Source organism: Pantoea sp. B550 (assembly GCF_024158165.1).
In the GTDB taxonomy this organism is placed as follows: domain Bacteria; phylum Pseudomonadota; class Gammaproteobacteria; order Enterobacterales; family Enterobacteriaceae; genus Pantoea; species Pantoea alfalfae.
The window spans coordinates 1,617,649-1,633,216 of record NZ_JAMYXI010000003.1 but is presented as its reverse complement, the minus strand read 5'-3'; the positions used below and the strand labels follow the sequence as shown (position 1 = coordinate 1,633,216).

At 57.8% G+C, this 15,568-nt stretch carries 14 protein-coding genes; 6 read left to right on the top strand and 8 right to left on the bottom strand.

The window, feature by feature from the left end; translation table 11 throughout:
* Positions 1-91: 91 nt before the first annotated feature.
* From mdcE to glpD, 6 genes are all read right to left on the bottom strand, one after another.
* Positions 92-892, bottom strand: coding sequence for a biotin-independent malonate decarboxylase subunit gamma (gene mdcE, locus NIM72_RS10755; RefSeq protein WP_150011130.1), 801 nt, complete (start codon positions 890-892; stop codon positions 92-94).
* Positions 892-1,725 (bottom strand): biotin-independent malonate decarboxylase subunit beta, encoded by an 834-nt coding sequence (locus NIM72_RS10750; protein WP_135907562.1) that lies wholly within the window; start codon positions 1,723-1,725, stop codon positions 892-894. Before NIM72_RS10750 ends, mdcE begins: the two co-directional genes overlap by 1 nt.
* Positions 1,718-2,017 carry a malonate decarboxylase acyl carrier protein gene (gene mdcC, locus NIM72_RS10745; RefSeq protein WP_033734248.1) on the bottom strand — a complete coding sequence of 100 codons (300 nt, stop codon included), beginning with the start codon at positions 2,015-2,017 and terminating at the stop codon, positions 1,718-1,720. The genes NIM72_RS10750 and mdcC overlap by 8 nt, the downstream gene beginning before the upstream one ends.
* Positions 2,018-2,025: 8 nt before the next feature.
* Complete coding sequence (locus NIM72_RS10740; RefSeq protein ID WP_253420284.1) at positions 2,026-2,886, bottom strand: triphosphoribosyl-dephospho-CoA synthase; 861 nt, start codon at positions 2,884-2,886, stop codon at positions 2,026-2,028.
* Positions 2,887-4,542, bottom strand: a complete 1,656-nt coding sequence (mdcA, locus tag NIM72_RS10735) for a malonate decarboxylase subunit alpha (protein WP_161733711.1) — start codon at positions 4,540-4,542, stop codon at positions 2,887-2,889.
* Positions 4,543-4,895: 353 nt separating this feature from the next.
* On the bottom strand, positions 4,896-6,401 hold the full coding sequence (glpD, locus tag NIM72_RS10730) for a glycerol-3-phosphate dehydrogenase (RefSeq protein WP_161733709.1): 1,506 nt from the start codon (positions 6,399-6,401) through the stop codon (positions 4,896-4,898).
* 227 nt (positions 6,402-6,628) lie between these two features.
* Here glpD and glpE point away from each other — a divergent pair, with 227 nt between their 5' ends.
* From glpE to malQ, 5 genes are all read left to right on the top strand, one after another.
* On the top strand, positions 6,629-6,955 hold the full coding sequence (glpE, locus tag NIM72_RS10725; RefSeq protein ID WP_161733707.1) for a thiosulfate sulfurtransferase GlpE: 327 nt from the start codon (positions 6,629-6,631) through the stop codon (positions 6,953-6,955).
* Positions 6,956-6,984: 29 nt separating this feature from the next.
* The gene (gene glpG / locus NIM72_RS10720; protein ID WP_161733705.1) at positions 6,985-7,806 is read left to right on the top strand and encodes a rhomboid family intramembrane serine protease GlpG; all 822 of its coding nucleotides are present in this window, start codon (positions 6,985-6,987) and stop codon (positions 7,804-7,806) included.
* A 32-nt stretch (positions 7,807-7,838) separates the two neighbouring features.
* On the top strand, positions 7,839-8,597 hold the full coding sequence (locus tag NIM72_RS10715; RefSeq protein WP_013359303.1) for a DeoR/GlpR family transcriptional regulator: 759 nt from the start codon (positions 7,839-7,841) through the stop codon (positions 8,595-8,597).
* A gap of 155 nt (positions 8,598-8,752) precedes the next feature.
* Positions 8,753-11,158 carry a maltodextrin phosphorylase gene (gene malP, locus NIM72_RS10710; protein WP_253420282.1) on the top strand — a complete coding sequence of 802 codons (2,406 nt, stop codon included), beginning with the start codon at positions 8,753-8,755 and terminating at the stop codon, positions 11,156-11,158.
* A 9-nt stretch (positions 11,159-11,167) separates the two neighbouring features.
* Positions 11,168-13,249 (top strand): 4-alpha-glucanotransferase, encoded by a 2,082-nt coding sequence (gene malQ / locus NIM72_RS10705; protein WP_253420268.1) that lies wholly within the window; start codon positions 11,168-11,170, stop codon positions 13,247-13,249.
* A gap of 35 nt (positions 13,250-13,284) precedes the next feature.
* On the opposite strand, the gene nfuA is transcribed toward malQ, so the two are convergent.
* Together nfuA and gntX are read right to left on the bottom strand one after the other, a co-directional pair.
* Positions 13,285-13,860 (bottom strand): Fe-S biogenesis protein NfuA, encoded by a 576-nt coding sequence (gene nfuA, locus NIM72_RS10700; RefSeq protein WP_161733698.1) that lies wholly within the window; start codon positions 13,858-13,860, stop codon positions 13,285-13,287.
* 58 nt (positions 13,861-13,918) lie between these two features.
* Entirely contained in the window at positions 13,919-14,599 is a 681-nt protein-coding gene (gene gntX / locus NIM72_RS10695) for a DNA utilization protein GntX (RefSeq protein WP_033784173.1), read from the bottom strand.
* 34 nt (positions 14,600-14,633) lie between these two features.
* Here gntX and bioH point away from each other — a divergent pair, with 34 nt between their 5' ends.
* Positions 14,634-15,407 (top strand): pimeloyl-ACP methyl ester esterase BioH, encoded by a 774-nt coding sequence (bioH, locus tag NIM72_RS10690; protein ID WP_161733696.1) that lies wholly within the window; start codon positions 14,634-14,636, stop codon positions 15,405-15,407.
* Positions 15,408-15,568 lie beyond the last annotated feature (161 nt).

Below are 15,568 nucleotides of genomic sequence, written 5' to 3'. Positions count from 1 at the left end.
TGTTTATAATTCTGAACACGGCCACTGCTCCGGGGCGCAGTTAGCGATGCGCCCCGTCAGACCGGTTTCGGCAGGTTTATTTTTTTTATGATTACCAGGTCGCGCGCATCCGTTCGCGAACCAGGGAGGAGCTGTGACGATTGGATGCACCCAGGCGGCTTTTCAGGCTCGGATCCTGACGAGCGTCGCTAATCGCCTTGTGCAGCGCAATCTCGACCATCGCCACATCAGCGTCAGACGGCGCATCAGGATTGCCCACGTTCAGCAGATCGGAGAGCAGGCCCAGCGTGGCGAAGTTATTCACGTCGTAAGCCATCGGTGGAATGGTCGCAGCCAGTTTTTCCAGCGCTTCCACGGAGCGCAGCGTAATACGCGCCGCCGATGCTTTGCCCATGGCATGCACCAGCACACCCTGATCGTTAAGCGCAATCAGTCGGTTAGCCTGATAGCCGTGTGCCAGGAACGCACCGGACATCGCTTTGCCAACAATCAGGCCAATCACCGGATGACCGTCAAGGCGTGCGTTGGCATAAGCCCCCGCCGCACCGGCCAGCGCCTGATGAATACCAAATGCCTCTTCGCGGCGGCCATAGGCCTGACTCGGCACATCAATCACCGCCACAATCGGGCGTTTCACGGCACTGTTTTTGTCTGCTTCGCGCGTTTCATTCACCACTTTCGCCAGCGTCCAGCCCTCCAGCAGACCGACTTCACCCTGCGCGGCGCGCGGATAGTGGTTTTGGGGATCGGGCACAACGGCAATAAAGCGTACGTTTTCGCCATTGAGCTGGCCGTCAGCCACCTGAACAGAGGCACACAGGCCGCTAAGACGCTGTGCATTGGGTGCGAGTTTTTCCAGCCAGGTTGCACCGCGGCTGCTTGTCTGAGTCATTATTTCTCCTCCCGGGCGAAAAGCTGTTTAATCTGCGCGGTGTCCGCCTGCTGGCGGGTATCAAACTGCGACAGACGTGACAGGAAATCGGCATAGTTATCACTGCGGTTCTGGGCCGGAACGCCTTTGGCAATAAAGTCATTCATGGCGGTTTTCACCGCGTTGATGCCGTCACTCACCAGCGCATCGACCAGGCCGCTGGCGTAGCGGATTTCGCCGCCGGTCATGCTCCAGATAAACGGGCGATCGCGTGAGTCATACTCTTCAATGCCTGCTTCCTGCTCAATCACCTGCGGACCGTTCAGCCCCAGACGGGCTTCACGCGTGACAATCAGGTAGCTGCACAGCGCGGCAGCAATAGACATCCCGCCGAAGCAGCCAACGGTGCCGCTGACGATGCCGATAACCGGGGTGTAGCGACGCAGATCGACAATCGCTGCGTGAATATCCGCAATCGCCGCCAGGCCAAGATTTGCTTCCTGTAAACGCACGCCACCGGTTTCCAGGCAGAGCACCGCCTGAGTCGGAATGCCGTTGCGGTTGTCTTCTGCCGCCAGCTCCAGCGCTGCCGCCATTTTCGCCCCGGAAACTTCGCCCATGCTGCCGCCCTGGAAGGTGCCTTCAATGGCGACAACCACTGCAGGCTGACCATTCAGGGTACCGCGCGCCACTACCATGCCGTCATCTGACTGAGGCACCACGCCCTGCGGGGCCAGCCATGGCGACATAATGCCTTCAAACGGATCAAGCAGTTCGCGATAGCTGCCTGCATCCAGCAGCGCATGGGCGCGTTCACGAGCCCGTAATTCAATAAAACTGGCATCGTTACGCATGGCTCACCTCTTCAAAAACCTGTTCAATACGGATACGCGCTACGCCGGGTGTCGCGCCGAAATCGTGAATAATCAGCTCTCCGGCGGGCAGGCCGTTTATTAAGTTCAGGCGATCAAACAGCGCCTTCCAGCGCGCGTCGCTGTTATCCAGTGAGGTGGTGATATCGATATTCAGTGTCTGGCCTTCAGTTGCGGTGTACAGCACTTCCATATCACCGGAACCAACGACCCCGGCCAGCGCTCTGCCATTGAGCAGGCGGTTAGCAGGTAAAGATAATGTGATGTGTTCCATAATGGCCTCTAAAAATAAGAATGTTCAGGCGAGCAGACCCGATCAATAAACAGCGTCGTGGCCAGCAAATCGGCGGCCCCGCCAGGCGAAGCATTGAGCGCCAGCATGCGCTGGTCGAGCTGCGACAGCGCCACCTGACCTGCGGCTGTGCGGCAGCCTCCCGCCAGCAGTACGGCGCGTGCGCCCTGCTGCATGGCGTTCAGTCCGGTCATACCCGCACGAGACAGCACGCAGGTATCGCTGAGCGAGGTCATGATCGCCATCAGCGCATCCAGGCGGGCTTCGCTCTCACTGGCACCCACCGCCCGGCTGGACAGCAGCTGCGGCAGCGCCAGCTTCATCACATGAGGAAACGCCTGTTGCGCCTCTTCGCGTGCGCCGGGCACCTGATAGCGGTGCGTCGCTTTCAAACCTTTGCTGAACAGCTTTGGTGCTGCCCGGTCGGGCAGGCTGGCCAGTGCAGCGGCGGTGCGGGTCAGCTGGTCGGCACTGGCAGCGCCGCCGTGCATGGCCGCGGCACTCACCAGCAATCCCAGCGCCCAGATTGCGCCACGATGGGTGTTAACGCCGCCGGTTGCCGCCATCATCTGCTGCTCACCGTCACGGCCCAGGCGGCCTACCGTTTCGCGCAGGGCGATATCAGCAGGACGCAGCCAGCTGTGACGGGCCAGCGCCAGAAAGGCTGGCATCAGGCTGTGAGCGGAACGCTCCATCAGCGCCAGCGTCAGATCCTGATGCGCGCCGTTTCCCCGACTGTCGACCAGACCCGGCTTAGGGCTCAGACGTGCTTCATCGATCAGACAATCGCGCGCCATCGTTGCCAGCTGGCTGGACTGCGCCTCGGCTTGAGTCTGTGACAGGAGTTTCATTTACCAGCTCCGGAATTTAGCAGGTGGGTTGTACAGGCCATCTGACCATTCAACCAGGTCAGCGACGCTGCCCGCTGCCAGCAGTGAACGCGTGGCGTCAGAGCGGCGGATACCCATATCTTCCGGGTAGACCACTTTGCCGCTTTTACGCAGGGCTGCGACGCGTGCCGCATCCACACCCAGACCGATGTCGGTAATGCCCGCAACAGCAGCAACCATAGCGCGACGCTCTTCAAGACTTTCTGCGCGATAGAGATAGGCGATACCTTCCTCGGTCAGCACATGGGTCACGTCATCGCCGTAAATCATGACCGGTGCCAGCGGCATGCCGGAGGTTTTGGCGACCTCAACCGCATCAAGGGTTTCAACGAAGGTCGGTTTCGCGCCTGCCTGGAAGGTCTCGACCATCTGCACCACCAGTTTTTTACCGCGCTGCATCGGGTCTGGCTCAGTGATCATGTTCAGCCAGGCGGGCGTGGCGTGACGACGGCCATGGGGATCGTGGCCCATGTTCGGTGCACCGCCGAAGCCGGAAAGACGACCACGCGTCACGGTAGAGGAGTTTGCCAGCCCATCAACCTGCAGGGTGGCACCGATAAACATATCGACCGCGTACTGGCCGGCCAGCTGACAGAAAGCGCGGTTAGAGCGCATTGAGCCGTCGCTGCCGGTAAAGAAGATGTCAGGACGGGCGCGGATATACTCTTCCATTCCCAGCTCACCGCCGAAGCAGTGCACACTCTCGACCCAGCCGCTCTCAATCGCCGGGATCAGCGTTGGATGCGGGTTCAGCGTCCAGTGTTTACAGATTTTACCTTTCAGGCCGAGCTGCTCGCCGTAGGTTGGCAGCAGCAGTTCAATCGCGGCGGTATTAAAACCGATACCGTGGTTCAGCGACTGCACCTGGTGTTCGGCGTAGATGCCTTTAATCGCCATCATCGCCATCAGGATATGTTCCTGTTTAATCAGGCGTGGATCGCGGGTAAACAGCGGCTCGATAAAGAACGGTTTGTCTGCGACGACGACGTAGTCAATCCAGGAGCCGGGGATATCGACGCGAGGCAGGTCGGTTTCGTCATCGACCAGCTCATTGACCTGGGCTATCACGATACCGTCACGAAACGCGGCGGCTTCCACCAGTGCCGGGGTATCTTCGGTGCTCGGGCCGGTATAGAGGTTGCCTTTGCGGTCGGCTTTGTATCCGGCAATCAACGCCACATTTGGGCTAAGATCAACATAGAGGCGGGAATAGAGTTCGATATAGGTATGGATAGCGCCGATTTCCAACTGGCCATCCTGTAACAGCTGAGACATGCGCAGACTTTGCGGACCGGAAAAAGAGAAGTCGAGTTTGCGGGCTATGCCTTTTTCAAAAATATCGAGATGCTCACTGCGGCCGACGCTCGGCATAATCATATGCAGGTCGTGAATCTTTGCCGGATTCACCGCTGCCAGCGTGCGGGATAAGAAGTCAGCCTGTTTCTGGTTATTCCCTTCAAGCACCACGCGGTCGCCTGGTGCAATGAGTGTTTCCAGGGCTTCTGTAGCTCTTTCTGAAGGAATGACTTTGCCATCAAGGGGAAAGGAAGCCATACGACGCGCTTTTTCACTGCGGCGTGTGTTCCACTCCCGGGCAGGCGTTTGGCCTGTGTTCATTTCAACCTCCTGATTAGAATCGCTGTTGCTTCGTTTATGCTGAAGAAAGTCTGAGCTTTCTTAATGCATCGTTCAATTAAGCAAAAAAGCTGAACGTTAGATTTAAGGTAACGATAGAGAAAGGGAGTAAGAGATAAGCGAAGGGATGAGTTTAGGCTGCGATACATGAAGTAAAAGTTACAGCAGTGAATATTGCTGGTCGTAACTGATTATCAAAAAAAGTGTGATCCAGAGTTAATTTTCATCTAGCGTTTACTCTGGACGTGAGTATTGAAATAGATCCGAATAGTTGTCCGATGAACCGCCATAAAAAAAGCAGGCCGAAGCCTGCTTTCTGTATTTTAACTCTCTGCTCAGGAGGCCAGTGACAGGACGGGTTTCGCTTTCGCTGCCAGCCACTCGGCAACGCGAGCCTGCTGCTCTTTGGTCAGCCACATACCCTGTTTGGTACGACGCCAGATAGCATCATCCAGTTCACGCACCCACTCATGCTGTACCAGGTAACGCAGTTCCGCTTCGTAGAATTCGTGTCCGAAGTTCTCACCCAGGTCATCCAGACTTTTCGCGCCAGCAAGCAGGGTTTCCGTGCTGCTGCCGTAAGTGCGCGAGAAGTGGCGCGCCATATTTTCGCTGATGAATGGATAACGACGACGCAGACTGGCTGCATAATCTTCACGGGTGCCGGAGATATTGCCACCCGGCAATACGCAGTTTTTTGTCCAGGCCGGACCCGCGTTCGGGTAGTACTTCACCAGTTTTTCCAGCGCATGTTCCGCCAGCTTACGATAGGTGGTCAGCTTGCCGCCAAATACGGAAAGCAGTGGTGCCTGACCATTATCGTCGCGCACGTCCAGCGTGTAATCACGGGTGATCGCCTGCGGTGAATCGGATTCATCATCACACAACGGACGGACACCGGAATAGGACCAGACGATATCGTCAGCGGTCAGCTGCTTTTTAAAGTGTCCGTTGAACACTTTCAGCAGATAGGCTGTCTCGTTGTCGTCGATATTGACGTTTTTCGGATCGCCTTTGTACTCCACATCGGTGGTACCGATGATTGAGAACTCATCCATCCACGGGATGACAAACACAATACGGTTATCTTCGTTCTGCAGAATATAAGCCTGCTTCTCGGTATGAACGCGCGGCACCACAATGTGGCTGCCTTTGATCAGGCGAATACCGTAAGGCGATTTCAGCTTCAGGCTGTCATCAAACAGCTGCTTAACCCATGGGCCAGCGGCGTTGACCAGGCCTTTCGCCTGCCAGGTGAAGGTTTTGCCGCTGTCGACATCTTCCGCTTCAACTTTCCACAGGCCGCCTTCGCGCCAGGCTCGGGTCACGCGGGTGCGGGTACGGACTTCACCACCACGCTTCACCACTTCCTGCGCGTTCAGTACCACCATGCGGGCATCATCGACCCAGCAGTCAGAATATTCGAATCCGCGCGTAATTTCCGGCTTCAGGGCCGAATCCGCGCCAAACCGCAGACTTTTACTGCCTGGCAGACTCGTACGCTTACCGAGATGGTCATACATGAACAGACCGGTGCGGATCATCCACGCCGGGCGCAGGTGCGGACGGTGCGGCAGACGGAAGCGCATCGGGAACGCCAGATGCGGCGCCATTTTCAGCAGGACTTCACGCTCGGCCAGTGCTTCACTGACCAGACGGAATTCGTAATGTTCAAGGTAGCGCAAGCCGCCGTGAATCAGTTTTGAACTGGCAGAGGAGGTCGCGCAAGCCAGATCCCGCGCCTCCAGCATTAACACCGACAGTCCGCGTCCTGCAGCGTCTGCTGCAATGCCGGCACCGTTGATGCCGCCGCCGATCACGATCAGGTCTTTGGTTTCCACGTCATCTCCTCCGATGTTCGGAATAGTTCATTAATGTTCGTTTTCGAGCATAATCATAATCGCAAACCAACATTGACGCCAGCTTTTAACCGGGTAAAAACATTTTTGCGTGATATAGCTAACATTCTGCCCACCAAAAAAACAGATAGCCGTAACGATTGTCAGGTTATCGGCGTGGATTCTCGGGTTACACTACGCACCATTACGACGCTGTTATGAGAGATCCCATGGAAATGTTCGAATGTATTGACGTGAAGCAGGCGCAGGCGCATCTGGCTGAGGGTGCACTGCTGGTGGATATCCGCGATCCGCAAAGTTATGCCCTGGGTCATGCGACAGGCGCGCTGCATCTGACCAACACCAACCTCAGCGCCTTTGTCAGTGGCGCAGACCACAGCCTGCCGGTGCTGGTGATGTGCTATCACGGCAACAGCAGCAAAAGCGCGGCGCAATATCTGCTGGGACAGGGTTTCAGCGCGGCCTACAGCATTGATGGCGGCTTTGATGCCTGGCGTGCCGCCTTCCCTCAGCAGGTTGCCCCCGGCAGCGAATAAGTTGCTGCCCGTCACATGGAGAGTTACTGATGCGCATTACCCAGTTTAATCAGCCGCGCATGGCGCAGGCGTTTGTGGACTACATGGCGACGCAGGGCATCACGCTGCGCATCGAGCATGAAAATCACTACGTCATCATGCTGGATGACGAGAGCAAGATCTCAGTGGTCGAAAACGAGCTTCAGCAGTTTTTGCACGATCCTAACCATCCGCGCTATCAGGCCGCCAGCTGGCATAGCGGCAAGACCGACAGCGGTCTGCGCTATGAGCGCAGCAACATCTGGGCGAACATCCGCGAGCGGGCCGGTCCGCTGACCCTGTCCCTGATGGTGCTCTGTATCGCCGTGTTTATTCTGATGCAGGTGATGGGCGATCAGGCCGTAATGGCGTGGCTCTCCTGGCCGGATGCCGACCAGCATCTGCAGGTCTGGCGCTGGTTCAGCCATGCGCTGCTGCACTTTTCACTGCTGCACATCCTGTTTAATCTGATGTGGTGGTGGTATCTCGGCGGCGCGGTCGAAAAGCGTCTTGGCAGCGGCAAACTGTTCGTGATTATGCTGATTTCGGCGCTGCTCAGCGGCTGGCTGCAGGCGAAGTTCAGTGGCATCTGGTTTGGCGGCCTGTCGGGCGTGGTGTATGCGCTGATGGGTTACTGCTGGCTGCGCGGCGAGCGCGATCCAGACAGCGGCGTCTATCTTGAAAGGGGATTGATCGGTTTTGCGCTGGTCTGGCTGGTGATTGGCTGGTTCGGCGTCTTTGGTCTGGCGATTGCTAACGCGGCGCACGTCGCCGGTCTGGTCGTCGGGCTGGCAATGGCGCTGGTGGATACGCGTAACGTCACGCGTCGTTAGACAGGATATAAGCGGGTTAACAGGAGAGGAACGTGAAGCAGACGCAACGTCATGATGCGATTATCGATTTAGTCCGTCGTCAGGGATATGTCAGTACTGAGGAGCTGGTGGATCACTTTGAGGTCAGCCCGCAAACCATTCGTCGCGATCTCAACGATCTGGCCGATCAGAATAAAATTCAGCGTCACCACGGCGGCGCGGCGCTTCCTTCCAGCTCTGAGAATACCGCCTGGCACGATCGTAAAATGATGTGGTCAGCGGAGAAAGCGCGGATTGCGCAGCGTGTTGCCAGTCAGATCCCGGATGGGGCCACGCTGTTTATCGACATCGGCACCACGCCGGAAGCGGTGGCGCATGCACTGCTCAACCATAGCGACTTACGCGTGGTGACCAACAACCTCAACGTCGCGATGCTGTTGATGGGCAAGCCCGATTTCCGGGTAATTATCGCAGGCGGTGAAGTACGGACCCGCGATGGCGCGGTGATGGGGGAAGCGACGCTCGACTTCATTTCCCAGTTCCGGCTCGATTACGGCATCCTGGGGATCAGCGGCATCGATATGGATGGATCGCTGCTGGAGTTCGACTATCACGAAGTCCGCACCAAGCGCGCCATCATTGAAAATTCACGCTGTGTGATGCTGGTGGTGGATCACTCGAAGTTTGGCCGTAACGCCATGGTTAACCTTGGCAACATGAGTCTGCTGGACTATCTCTACACCGACAAAATGCCGCCCGCCAGCGTCATGAAAGTGATTGAGCAGCATGAGGTTCACCTCGAACTCTGCTGATTCCTGTCACGCCAGCCGCCCGGCTGGCGTTTTTCTTTGATTGCTGTCGCTTTTTTCCTCACTCCCGTCTTTACTTAACGATTGCTGGTACCCGGTTGCCAGCCCGTGCGCTTTCTATTTTTGCTTCACCTCATTGCGTAACAGAAGGGAGTGCTATGCCGCAGCAGAAATTTAATAAAGCCCGTTTTAACGCCGCATTGACCCGCCAGTGGCAGCAGTTAAGTCTCCTCTCCGCACAACAGATGACCCCGCATCAGGCGTGGCAGGCAGTGAGTGCGGTGCTGGCAGAACTGCTGGCCGCGCAACCGGCACCGCGTCCGGCGGTGCAGCAGCGCCATGTTAATTATCTGTCGATGGAGTTTCTGATTGGTCGTCTGACCGGCAACAATCTGCTGAATCTCGGCTGGTATGACGAGGTTAAGGCGGCGCTGGCTGAGCAGCAGCTCGATTTAACCGAACTGCTGGAGCAGGAGGTCGATCCGGCGCTCGGTAACGGCGGGCTGGGACGACTGGCCGCCTGCTACATGGATTCAATGGCAACGGTAGGGCAGTCTGCCACCGGTCACGGGCTTAATTACCAGTACGGCCTGTTCCGCCAGTCTTTTGACGAGGGTAAGCAGATTGAAACGCCCGATGACTGGCAGCGCGAGCGCTATCCGTGGTTCCGTCACAACGCGGCGCTGGATGTTGATGTCGCGATGGGCGGCCGGGTTGAAAAGCTGGAAAACGGTGGTGTACGCTGGCATCCCGATTTTACGCTGCGCGGCGAGGCCTGGGATTTGCCGGTTACCGGCTATCGCAACGGCGTGACGCTGCCGCTGCGCCTGTGGCAGGCCGTAAGCGCGCATCCGTTTGATCTCAGCGCCTTTAACGACGGCCACTTCCTGCAGGCAGAGCAGCCCGGCATCGAAGCGGCAAAGCTCACCAAGGTTCTTTATCCCAATGACAACCATCAGGCTGGCAAGCGGCTGCGCCTGATGCAGCAATATTTCCAGTGCGCCTGTGCGGTGGCGGATATCCTGCGGCGTCACCATCTGGCGGGGCGCAGCATTCACAGCCTGCCAGACTTCGAAGTGATCCAGCTCAACGATACCCATCCGACCATCGCTATACCGGAGATGCTGCGCGTGCTGCTGGATGAGCATCAGCTGAGCTGGGATGAAGCATGGCAGATCACCAGCCGGTTGTTTGCCTACACCAACCACACGCTGATGCCAGAGGCGCTGGAGCGCTGGGATGAGAAGCTGATGCGCAGTCTGCTGCCGCGCCACATGCTGATTATCAAAGAGATTAATCAGCGACTGAAAAAGCAGGTGAAGCAGCGCTGGCCGGATGACAAAGCGATGTGGCACAAGCTGGCGGTGGTGGCTGACGGTCAGGTGCGAATGGCCAATCTCTGCGTCGTCAGCGGCTTTGCGGTCAACGGCGTGGCAGCGCTGCACTCCCGTCTGGTGGTCAGCGATCTCTTTCCGGAGTATCACCAGCTCTGGCCGCAAAAATTCCATAACGTCACCAACGGCATTACGCCGCGCCGCTGGCTGAAGCAGTGTAACCCGGCGCTGGCCGGGCTGATTGATGAGACGCTGAAAACCGAGTGGGCCAATAACCTTGATGCATTGATCGGTCTGGAGGCTTATGCCGACGATCAGGCGTTTCGTCAGCGCTATCGCAGCATCAAACAGCAGAACAAAGCGCAGCTTACAGAGTATATCGCGCGGCATACCGGCATCATCGTGAATCCGGCTGCGCTGTTCGATGTGCAGATCAAGCGACTGCATGAGTACAAGCGGCAGCATCTCAGTCTGCTGCATATCCTCTACTGCTATCAGACGCTCTGTCATAACCCGGAAGATATCACCTTTACGCCACGGGTATTCCTGTTCGGGGCCAAGGCCGCGCCGGGCTATTACCTCGCCAAAAACATCATCTACGCCATTAACAAAGTGGCGGAGGTGGTGAACAACGATCCACGTGTTGGCGACAGACTCAAAGTGGTGTTTATCCCTGACTACCGTATCACCGTGGCCGAGCAGATGATCCCGGCGGCCGATCTCTCTGAGCAGATCTCCACCGCCGGTTATGAAGCCTCCGGCACCGGCAACATGAAGCTGGCGCTGAACGGTGCGCTGACGATTGGCACGCTCGACGGTGCCAACGTCGAAATTGCCGAACAGGTGGGCGAGGAGAACATCTTTATCTTCGGTCACACCGTGGATGAGGTGAAGGCGCTCAAGGCGAAAGGCTATAACCCGAAAAAGGTGCGTAAGCAGAACAAGCCGCTGGACGATTTACTGAAATCGCTGGAGAAGGGCAAATTCAGTGACGGGGATAAGCACGCCTTTGACCTGATGCTGGCGAGCCTGACGAAACACGGCGATCCCTGGCTGGTGCTGGCCGATTTCCAGGCCTATATCGAGGCGCAGCAACGGGTGGAAGCGCTATGGCGTGACCCCGAAGGCTGGACCCGCGCCGCCATCCTCAATACGGCCCGAACCGGCATGTTCAGTTCGGACCGTTCCATTCGTGACTATCAGCAACGTATCTGGCAGGCACCGCGCTAAGGAGCAGCAATGCAGCAAAATTCACTCGATCAGGCCGCCCGTGCCGCAGGCATATCACTGGATTACATCGACGTTAACGGCAGGAAAGAGGCCGTCAGCGATGAGACCAAACGTGCACTGCTGGCGGTGATGGCAGAACCGCAGAAGGCCAGTAAATCCCCGCTGCCGCCGGTCGCGGTCTTCAGCGGCAGCAGCAAGCGACAGCTGACGCCTCAGGGCAGTGGCACTTACCGCTGGCAGTTGCAGACCGAAAAGGGCAAACAGCACAGCGGCGAGTTAACCGCCGGTGAGCCTTTTACGCTGCCGGGACCGCTGACCCAGGGTTATCACCAGCTGACGCTCGCTAAAGGAAAGAAAAGCTGGCAGACGCAGATTATTGTCGCGCCGCGCCGCTGCTATCTGCCTCCGGCGCTGGAAGCCGGAGAAAAACGCTGGGGTGCACTGGTGCAGCTTTATACCGTGCGCTCTGAACAGAACTGGGGCATCGGCGACTTCGGCGATCTCGACCAGCTGCTGGTGCAGCTGGCCAGGCGCGGCGGCGATTTCGTCGGGCTGAATCCGCTGCATGCGCTCTATCCTGCCAGCGCCGGTTTCGCCAGTCCCTACAGTCCGTCATCGCGCCGCTGGCTGAACGTAATCTATATCGACGTCAGTCAGGTGGCCGATTTTCAGCAAAGCACGGCGGCGCAGAAATGGTGGAAAAGCGCGAAAACCCAAAAGGCGCTGACCAAAGCGCGTGAGGCGGAGCAGGTCGACTACGACGCCGTGATGGCGCTGAAGCTGGCGGCGCTGCGCCATGCCTGGACACACTTTCAGGCGCGTGACAGTCAGAGCGAAGAGCCTCTCTCCTTTGCAGCCTTTGTGCGTGAAGGCGGTGACAGCCTGCGTTATCAGGCTGCCTACGATGGCATACAGCTGGAGCGGCAGGCAGACAAGTCACAGCAGGGCGGCTGGCCTGCCTGGCCAGAGGCGTGGCGCAACAGTCAGTCGCCGGAAGTGCAGCAGTGGTGTGAACAGCATGAAGAGGAGATCGCCTTCTGGCAGTGGCTGCAATGGCTGGCGCAGCAGCAGTTCTCAGGCTGCTGGGCGCACAGTCAGGCGCTGGGCATGAGCGTCGGTCTCTACCGTGACCTGGCGGTGGGCGTGGCGGAAGGCAGTGCGGAGACCTGGCACGACCCGGAGCTTTATCGCCTCAAGGCCTCGGTGGGCGCACCGCCTGACCGTCTGGGACCGCTGGGACAAAACTGGGGCTTACCGCCGATGGATCCGCATGTGATGCAGGCGCGCGCCTACCAGCCGTTTATCGACATGCTGCGCGCCAATATGCGTGACTGTGGCGCGCTGCGTATCGACCATGTGATGTCGCTGCTGCGTCTGTGGTGGGTGCCAGCCGGAGAGACGGCGGATAAAGGTGCTTATGTGGCCTATCCGGTCAACGATCTGCTGGCTATCCTGGCGCTGGAGAGCCACCGGCTGCGCTGTATGGTGATTGGTGAAGACCTTGGCACCGTGCCTCAGGAGATCGTCAGCCTGCTGCGCAAAAGCGGCGTCTTTTCATGGAAGGTGCTCTGGTTTGAGCAGGAGAAAGATGAACGCTATCGCGCCCCTGAAGACTATCCACGTCAGTCTATTGCCAGCGCCAGTACCCATGATCTGCCGACACTGACCGGCTTCTGGGAGCAGGGCGATCTGGAACTGGGCGAGAAGCTGGGTCTTTATCCGGGCGATGCGGTAAAAGCGTTACATGAGCAGCGTGCCGCACAGAAGCAGGCGCTGCTGGATGCGCTGCATCAGGCGGGTGCCTTACCGGCTCGCAGCCAGAAGAAGGCGGAGAAGCTGGCTATGACGCCTGCGCTGAACCGGGCGATCCATCGTTTCCTGGCAGATACCGACAGTGCGCTGCTGGGCCTGCAGCCTGAGGACTGGCTTGGGATGACCACGCCGGTCAACGTGCCGGGCACCGTGGATCAGTATCCGAACTGGCGACGCAAGCTGAGCAAAACGCTGGAGGCGATCTTTGCGGACAAGGAAGTGAATGCGTTACTGAAGGTAGTGAGTCAGCAGCGTCAGTCAGGAAAGAAAGAGAAGTAAGAAGGGCGCGGCAGCCGGGCTGCCGCGCTTTATCATCAGTAGAACGAGTGTTCGCCGCGCTGATGCTCGGTAATATCGCGCACGCCTTTCAGTTCCGGGAAGGCGGCCAGCAGCTCTTTCTCAATACCGTCTTTCAGAGTCACGTCGATCATCGAACAGCCGTTACAGCCGCCGCCAAACTGCAGAATGGCGTAACCCTCATCGGTAATCTCCATCAGCGACACGCGACCGCCGTGGCCAGCCAGCTGTGGGTTGATCTGCGCCTGAAGCAGATACTCAACGCGCTCAACCATTGGCGCATCATCAGAGACTTTGCGCATCTTGGCATTCGGTGCTTTCAGCGTCAGCTGGGAACCCAGATTGTCGGTAACGAAATCGATTTCTGCATCTTCCAGATACGGCTTGCTCAGCTCATCAATATACGCTGAGAGCTTTTCGAACTTCAGTTCGGTGTCGGTGGCTTCAACCGCATCGGGCGGACAGTAAGAGACGCCGCATTCTGCTGTTGGCGTACCCGGGTTAATCACGAATACGCGAATCTGGGTGCCATCTTCTTGTTTGGATAGCAGTTTAGAAAAATGTTCCTGGGCAGAGTCAGTAATTCGGATCATGTCGATTGCTCAATAGTTGACTAATTTAGTTGGTTATAATACGCCCATCAAAGACGCTCTACAAGGTACGGCACAGGCACCAGACCTGCACGCTGGCCGCACCCTGTGCCAGTAACAGACGACTGATTTCATCTACGGTACTGCCGGTCGTAATGACGTCATCAAGCAGCGCGATATGGCGTCCCTGCACCGCCATTTCAAGGCGAAAGGCACCGCGTAAGTTGGTGCGTCGCTGCCGGGCGCTGAGCTGATGCTGTAGGGCGCCCCTTCGCCTGCGGGAAACACCTTCACGCCATTCACATCCCAGCCAGTGCGCCAGCGGAGCGGCCAGCAGTACCGTCTGATTGAAGCCGCGCTGCCAGCGTCGTCGCCGGTGCAGCGGAACCGGCAGCAGCAGATCGGGACGCGGCACCGTGCCACGCCGGTAAACATTCAGCCAGCTTAGCAAAAGCAGCCGCGCCAGCATCACCCTGAGTGCGGTTATGTGAGAAAATTTAAGCTGGTTAACCCACTGGCTGAACGGCGGACAGTAGTCATTGACGCAGACCAGCGCCTGCCAGGCGGGCGGTTTAAGCTGGCAACGGCCACAGGCGACCTTTGCTGAGCCAGCCGGCAATCCGCAGCGCGGACAGAGCAATGGCAACGGCGGTAATCCGCGCAGGCATAAACTGCAGATGCCGTGCCGGGCTATCCGTAACGGCATCCGGCATAGCCAACACAGGGCGGGCATTGCTAGCATAGCGACCTCCTTATCAATTTCGGGATAGTAACTGATGATGTCGCTCTACTGGCACACCTGCGGGGAAGGAAAACGCGATCTTGTGCTGCTGCACGGATGGGGACTGAACGCCGAAGTCTGGCAAAGCATTATTCCGCGACTCAGCCCGCACTATCGCCTGCATCTGGTCGATCTGCCGGGTTATGGCCGCAGCCAGCATTTCGGTGCGCTGACGCTGGCGCAGATGGCAGAAGAGTTACTGCCTTTGCTGCCACCGCAGGCGATTGTGGTGGGCTGGTCGCTGGGCGGACTGGTGGCGACGCAGCTTGCGCTGAGCGCGCCAGAAAAACTGGCTGCACTGATCACCGTTGCCTCGTCGCCCTGTTTCACCGCCACAGAGAGCTGGCCCGGCATTAAACCGGAGACGCTGCAGAACTTTCAGCAGATGCTCAGCAATGATTTCCAGCGCACGGTGGAGCGCTTTCTGGCGCTGCAGACGCTGGGTACCGAAACGGCTCGCGCCGATGCGCGGCAGTTGAAAGAGGTGGTGCTGTCGCAGCCGATGCCGGAGGTGGCGGTGCTGGATGGCGGGCTGGAGATTTTGCGCCAGGTCGATCTGCGCGACGCGTTACCGCAGATTACGCTGCCGTTCCTGCGACTCTACGGGGCGCTGGATGGACTGGTGCCGCGCCGGATAGCCGCTGAGATAGATGAAATGTTGCCAGCATCGCCTTCAGTGGTTATCGAAAAAGCCGCACATGCGCCTTTTATTTCCCATCCTGAGCGCTTTTGCCAGCATATTGTTAATTTTATCAGTAATCTGCCGTGATAATGACGCTTTGAACTGGCAAAATCGCAGACAGCAGCAATACTTCTCTCTGTGAGCAAGGCCGCTGCATTTTATGTGATTAGTCACGGAAATGACTATGCCGTTCCATACTGCCTTACGCGTTTAGCGGCTGCTTACATCTCACAATGGATCATGAATGA

Excerpts from the sequence above, each read along its gene's own strand:
- mdcE (WP_150011130.1), bottom strand. The coding sequence starts at position 892 with ATGACTCAGACAAGCAGCCGCGGTGCAACCTGGCTGGAAAAACTCGCA.
- NIM72_RS10750 (WP_135907562.1), bottom strand. The coding sequence starts at position 1,725 with ATGCGTAACGATGCCAGTTTTATTGAATTACGGGCTCGTGAACGCGCC.
- mdcC (WP_033734248.1), bottom strand. The coding sequence starts at position 2,017 with ATGGAACACATCACATTATCTTTACCTGCTAACCGCCTGCTCAATGGC.
- NIM72_RS10740 (WP_253420284.1), bottom strand. The coding sequence starts at position 2,886 with ATGAAACTCCTGTCACAGACTCAAGCCGAGGCGCAGTCCAGCCAGCTG.
- mdcA (WP_161733711.1), bottom strand. The coding sequence starts at position 4,542 with ATGAACACAGGCCAAACGCCTGCCCGGGAGTGGAACACACGCCGCAGT.
- glpE (WP_161733707.1), top strand. The coding sequence starts at position 6,629 with ATGGAAATGTTCGAATGTATTGACGTGAAGCAGGCGCAGGCGCATCTG.
- glpG (WP_161733705.1), top strand. The coding sequence starts at position 6,985 with ATGCGCATTACCCAGTTTAATCAGCCGCGCATGGCGCAGGCGTTTGTG.
- malP (WP_253420282.1), top strand. The coding sequence starts at position 8,753 with ATGCCGCAGCAGAAATTTAATAAAGCCCGTTTTAACGCCGCATTGACC.
- malQ (WP_253420268.1), top strand. The coding sequence starts at position 11,168 with ATGCAGCAAAATTCACTCGATCAGGCCGCCCGTGCCGCAGGCATATCA.
- nfuA (WP_161733698.1), bottom strand. The coding sequence starts at position 13,860 with ATGATCCGAATTACTGACTCTGCCCAGGAACATTTTTCTAAACTGCTA.
- gntX (WP_033784173.1), bottom strand. The coding sequence starts at position 14,599 with ATGCTAGCAATGCCCGCCCTGTGTTGGCTATGCCGGATGCCGTTACGG.
- bioH (WP_161733696.1), top strand. The coding sequence starts at position 14,634 with ATGATGTCGCTCTACTGGCACACCTGCGGGGAAGGAAAACGCGATCTT.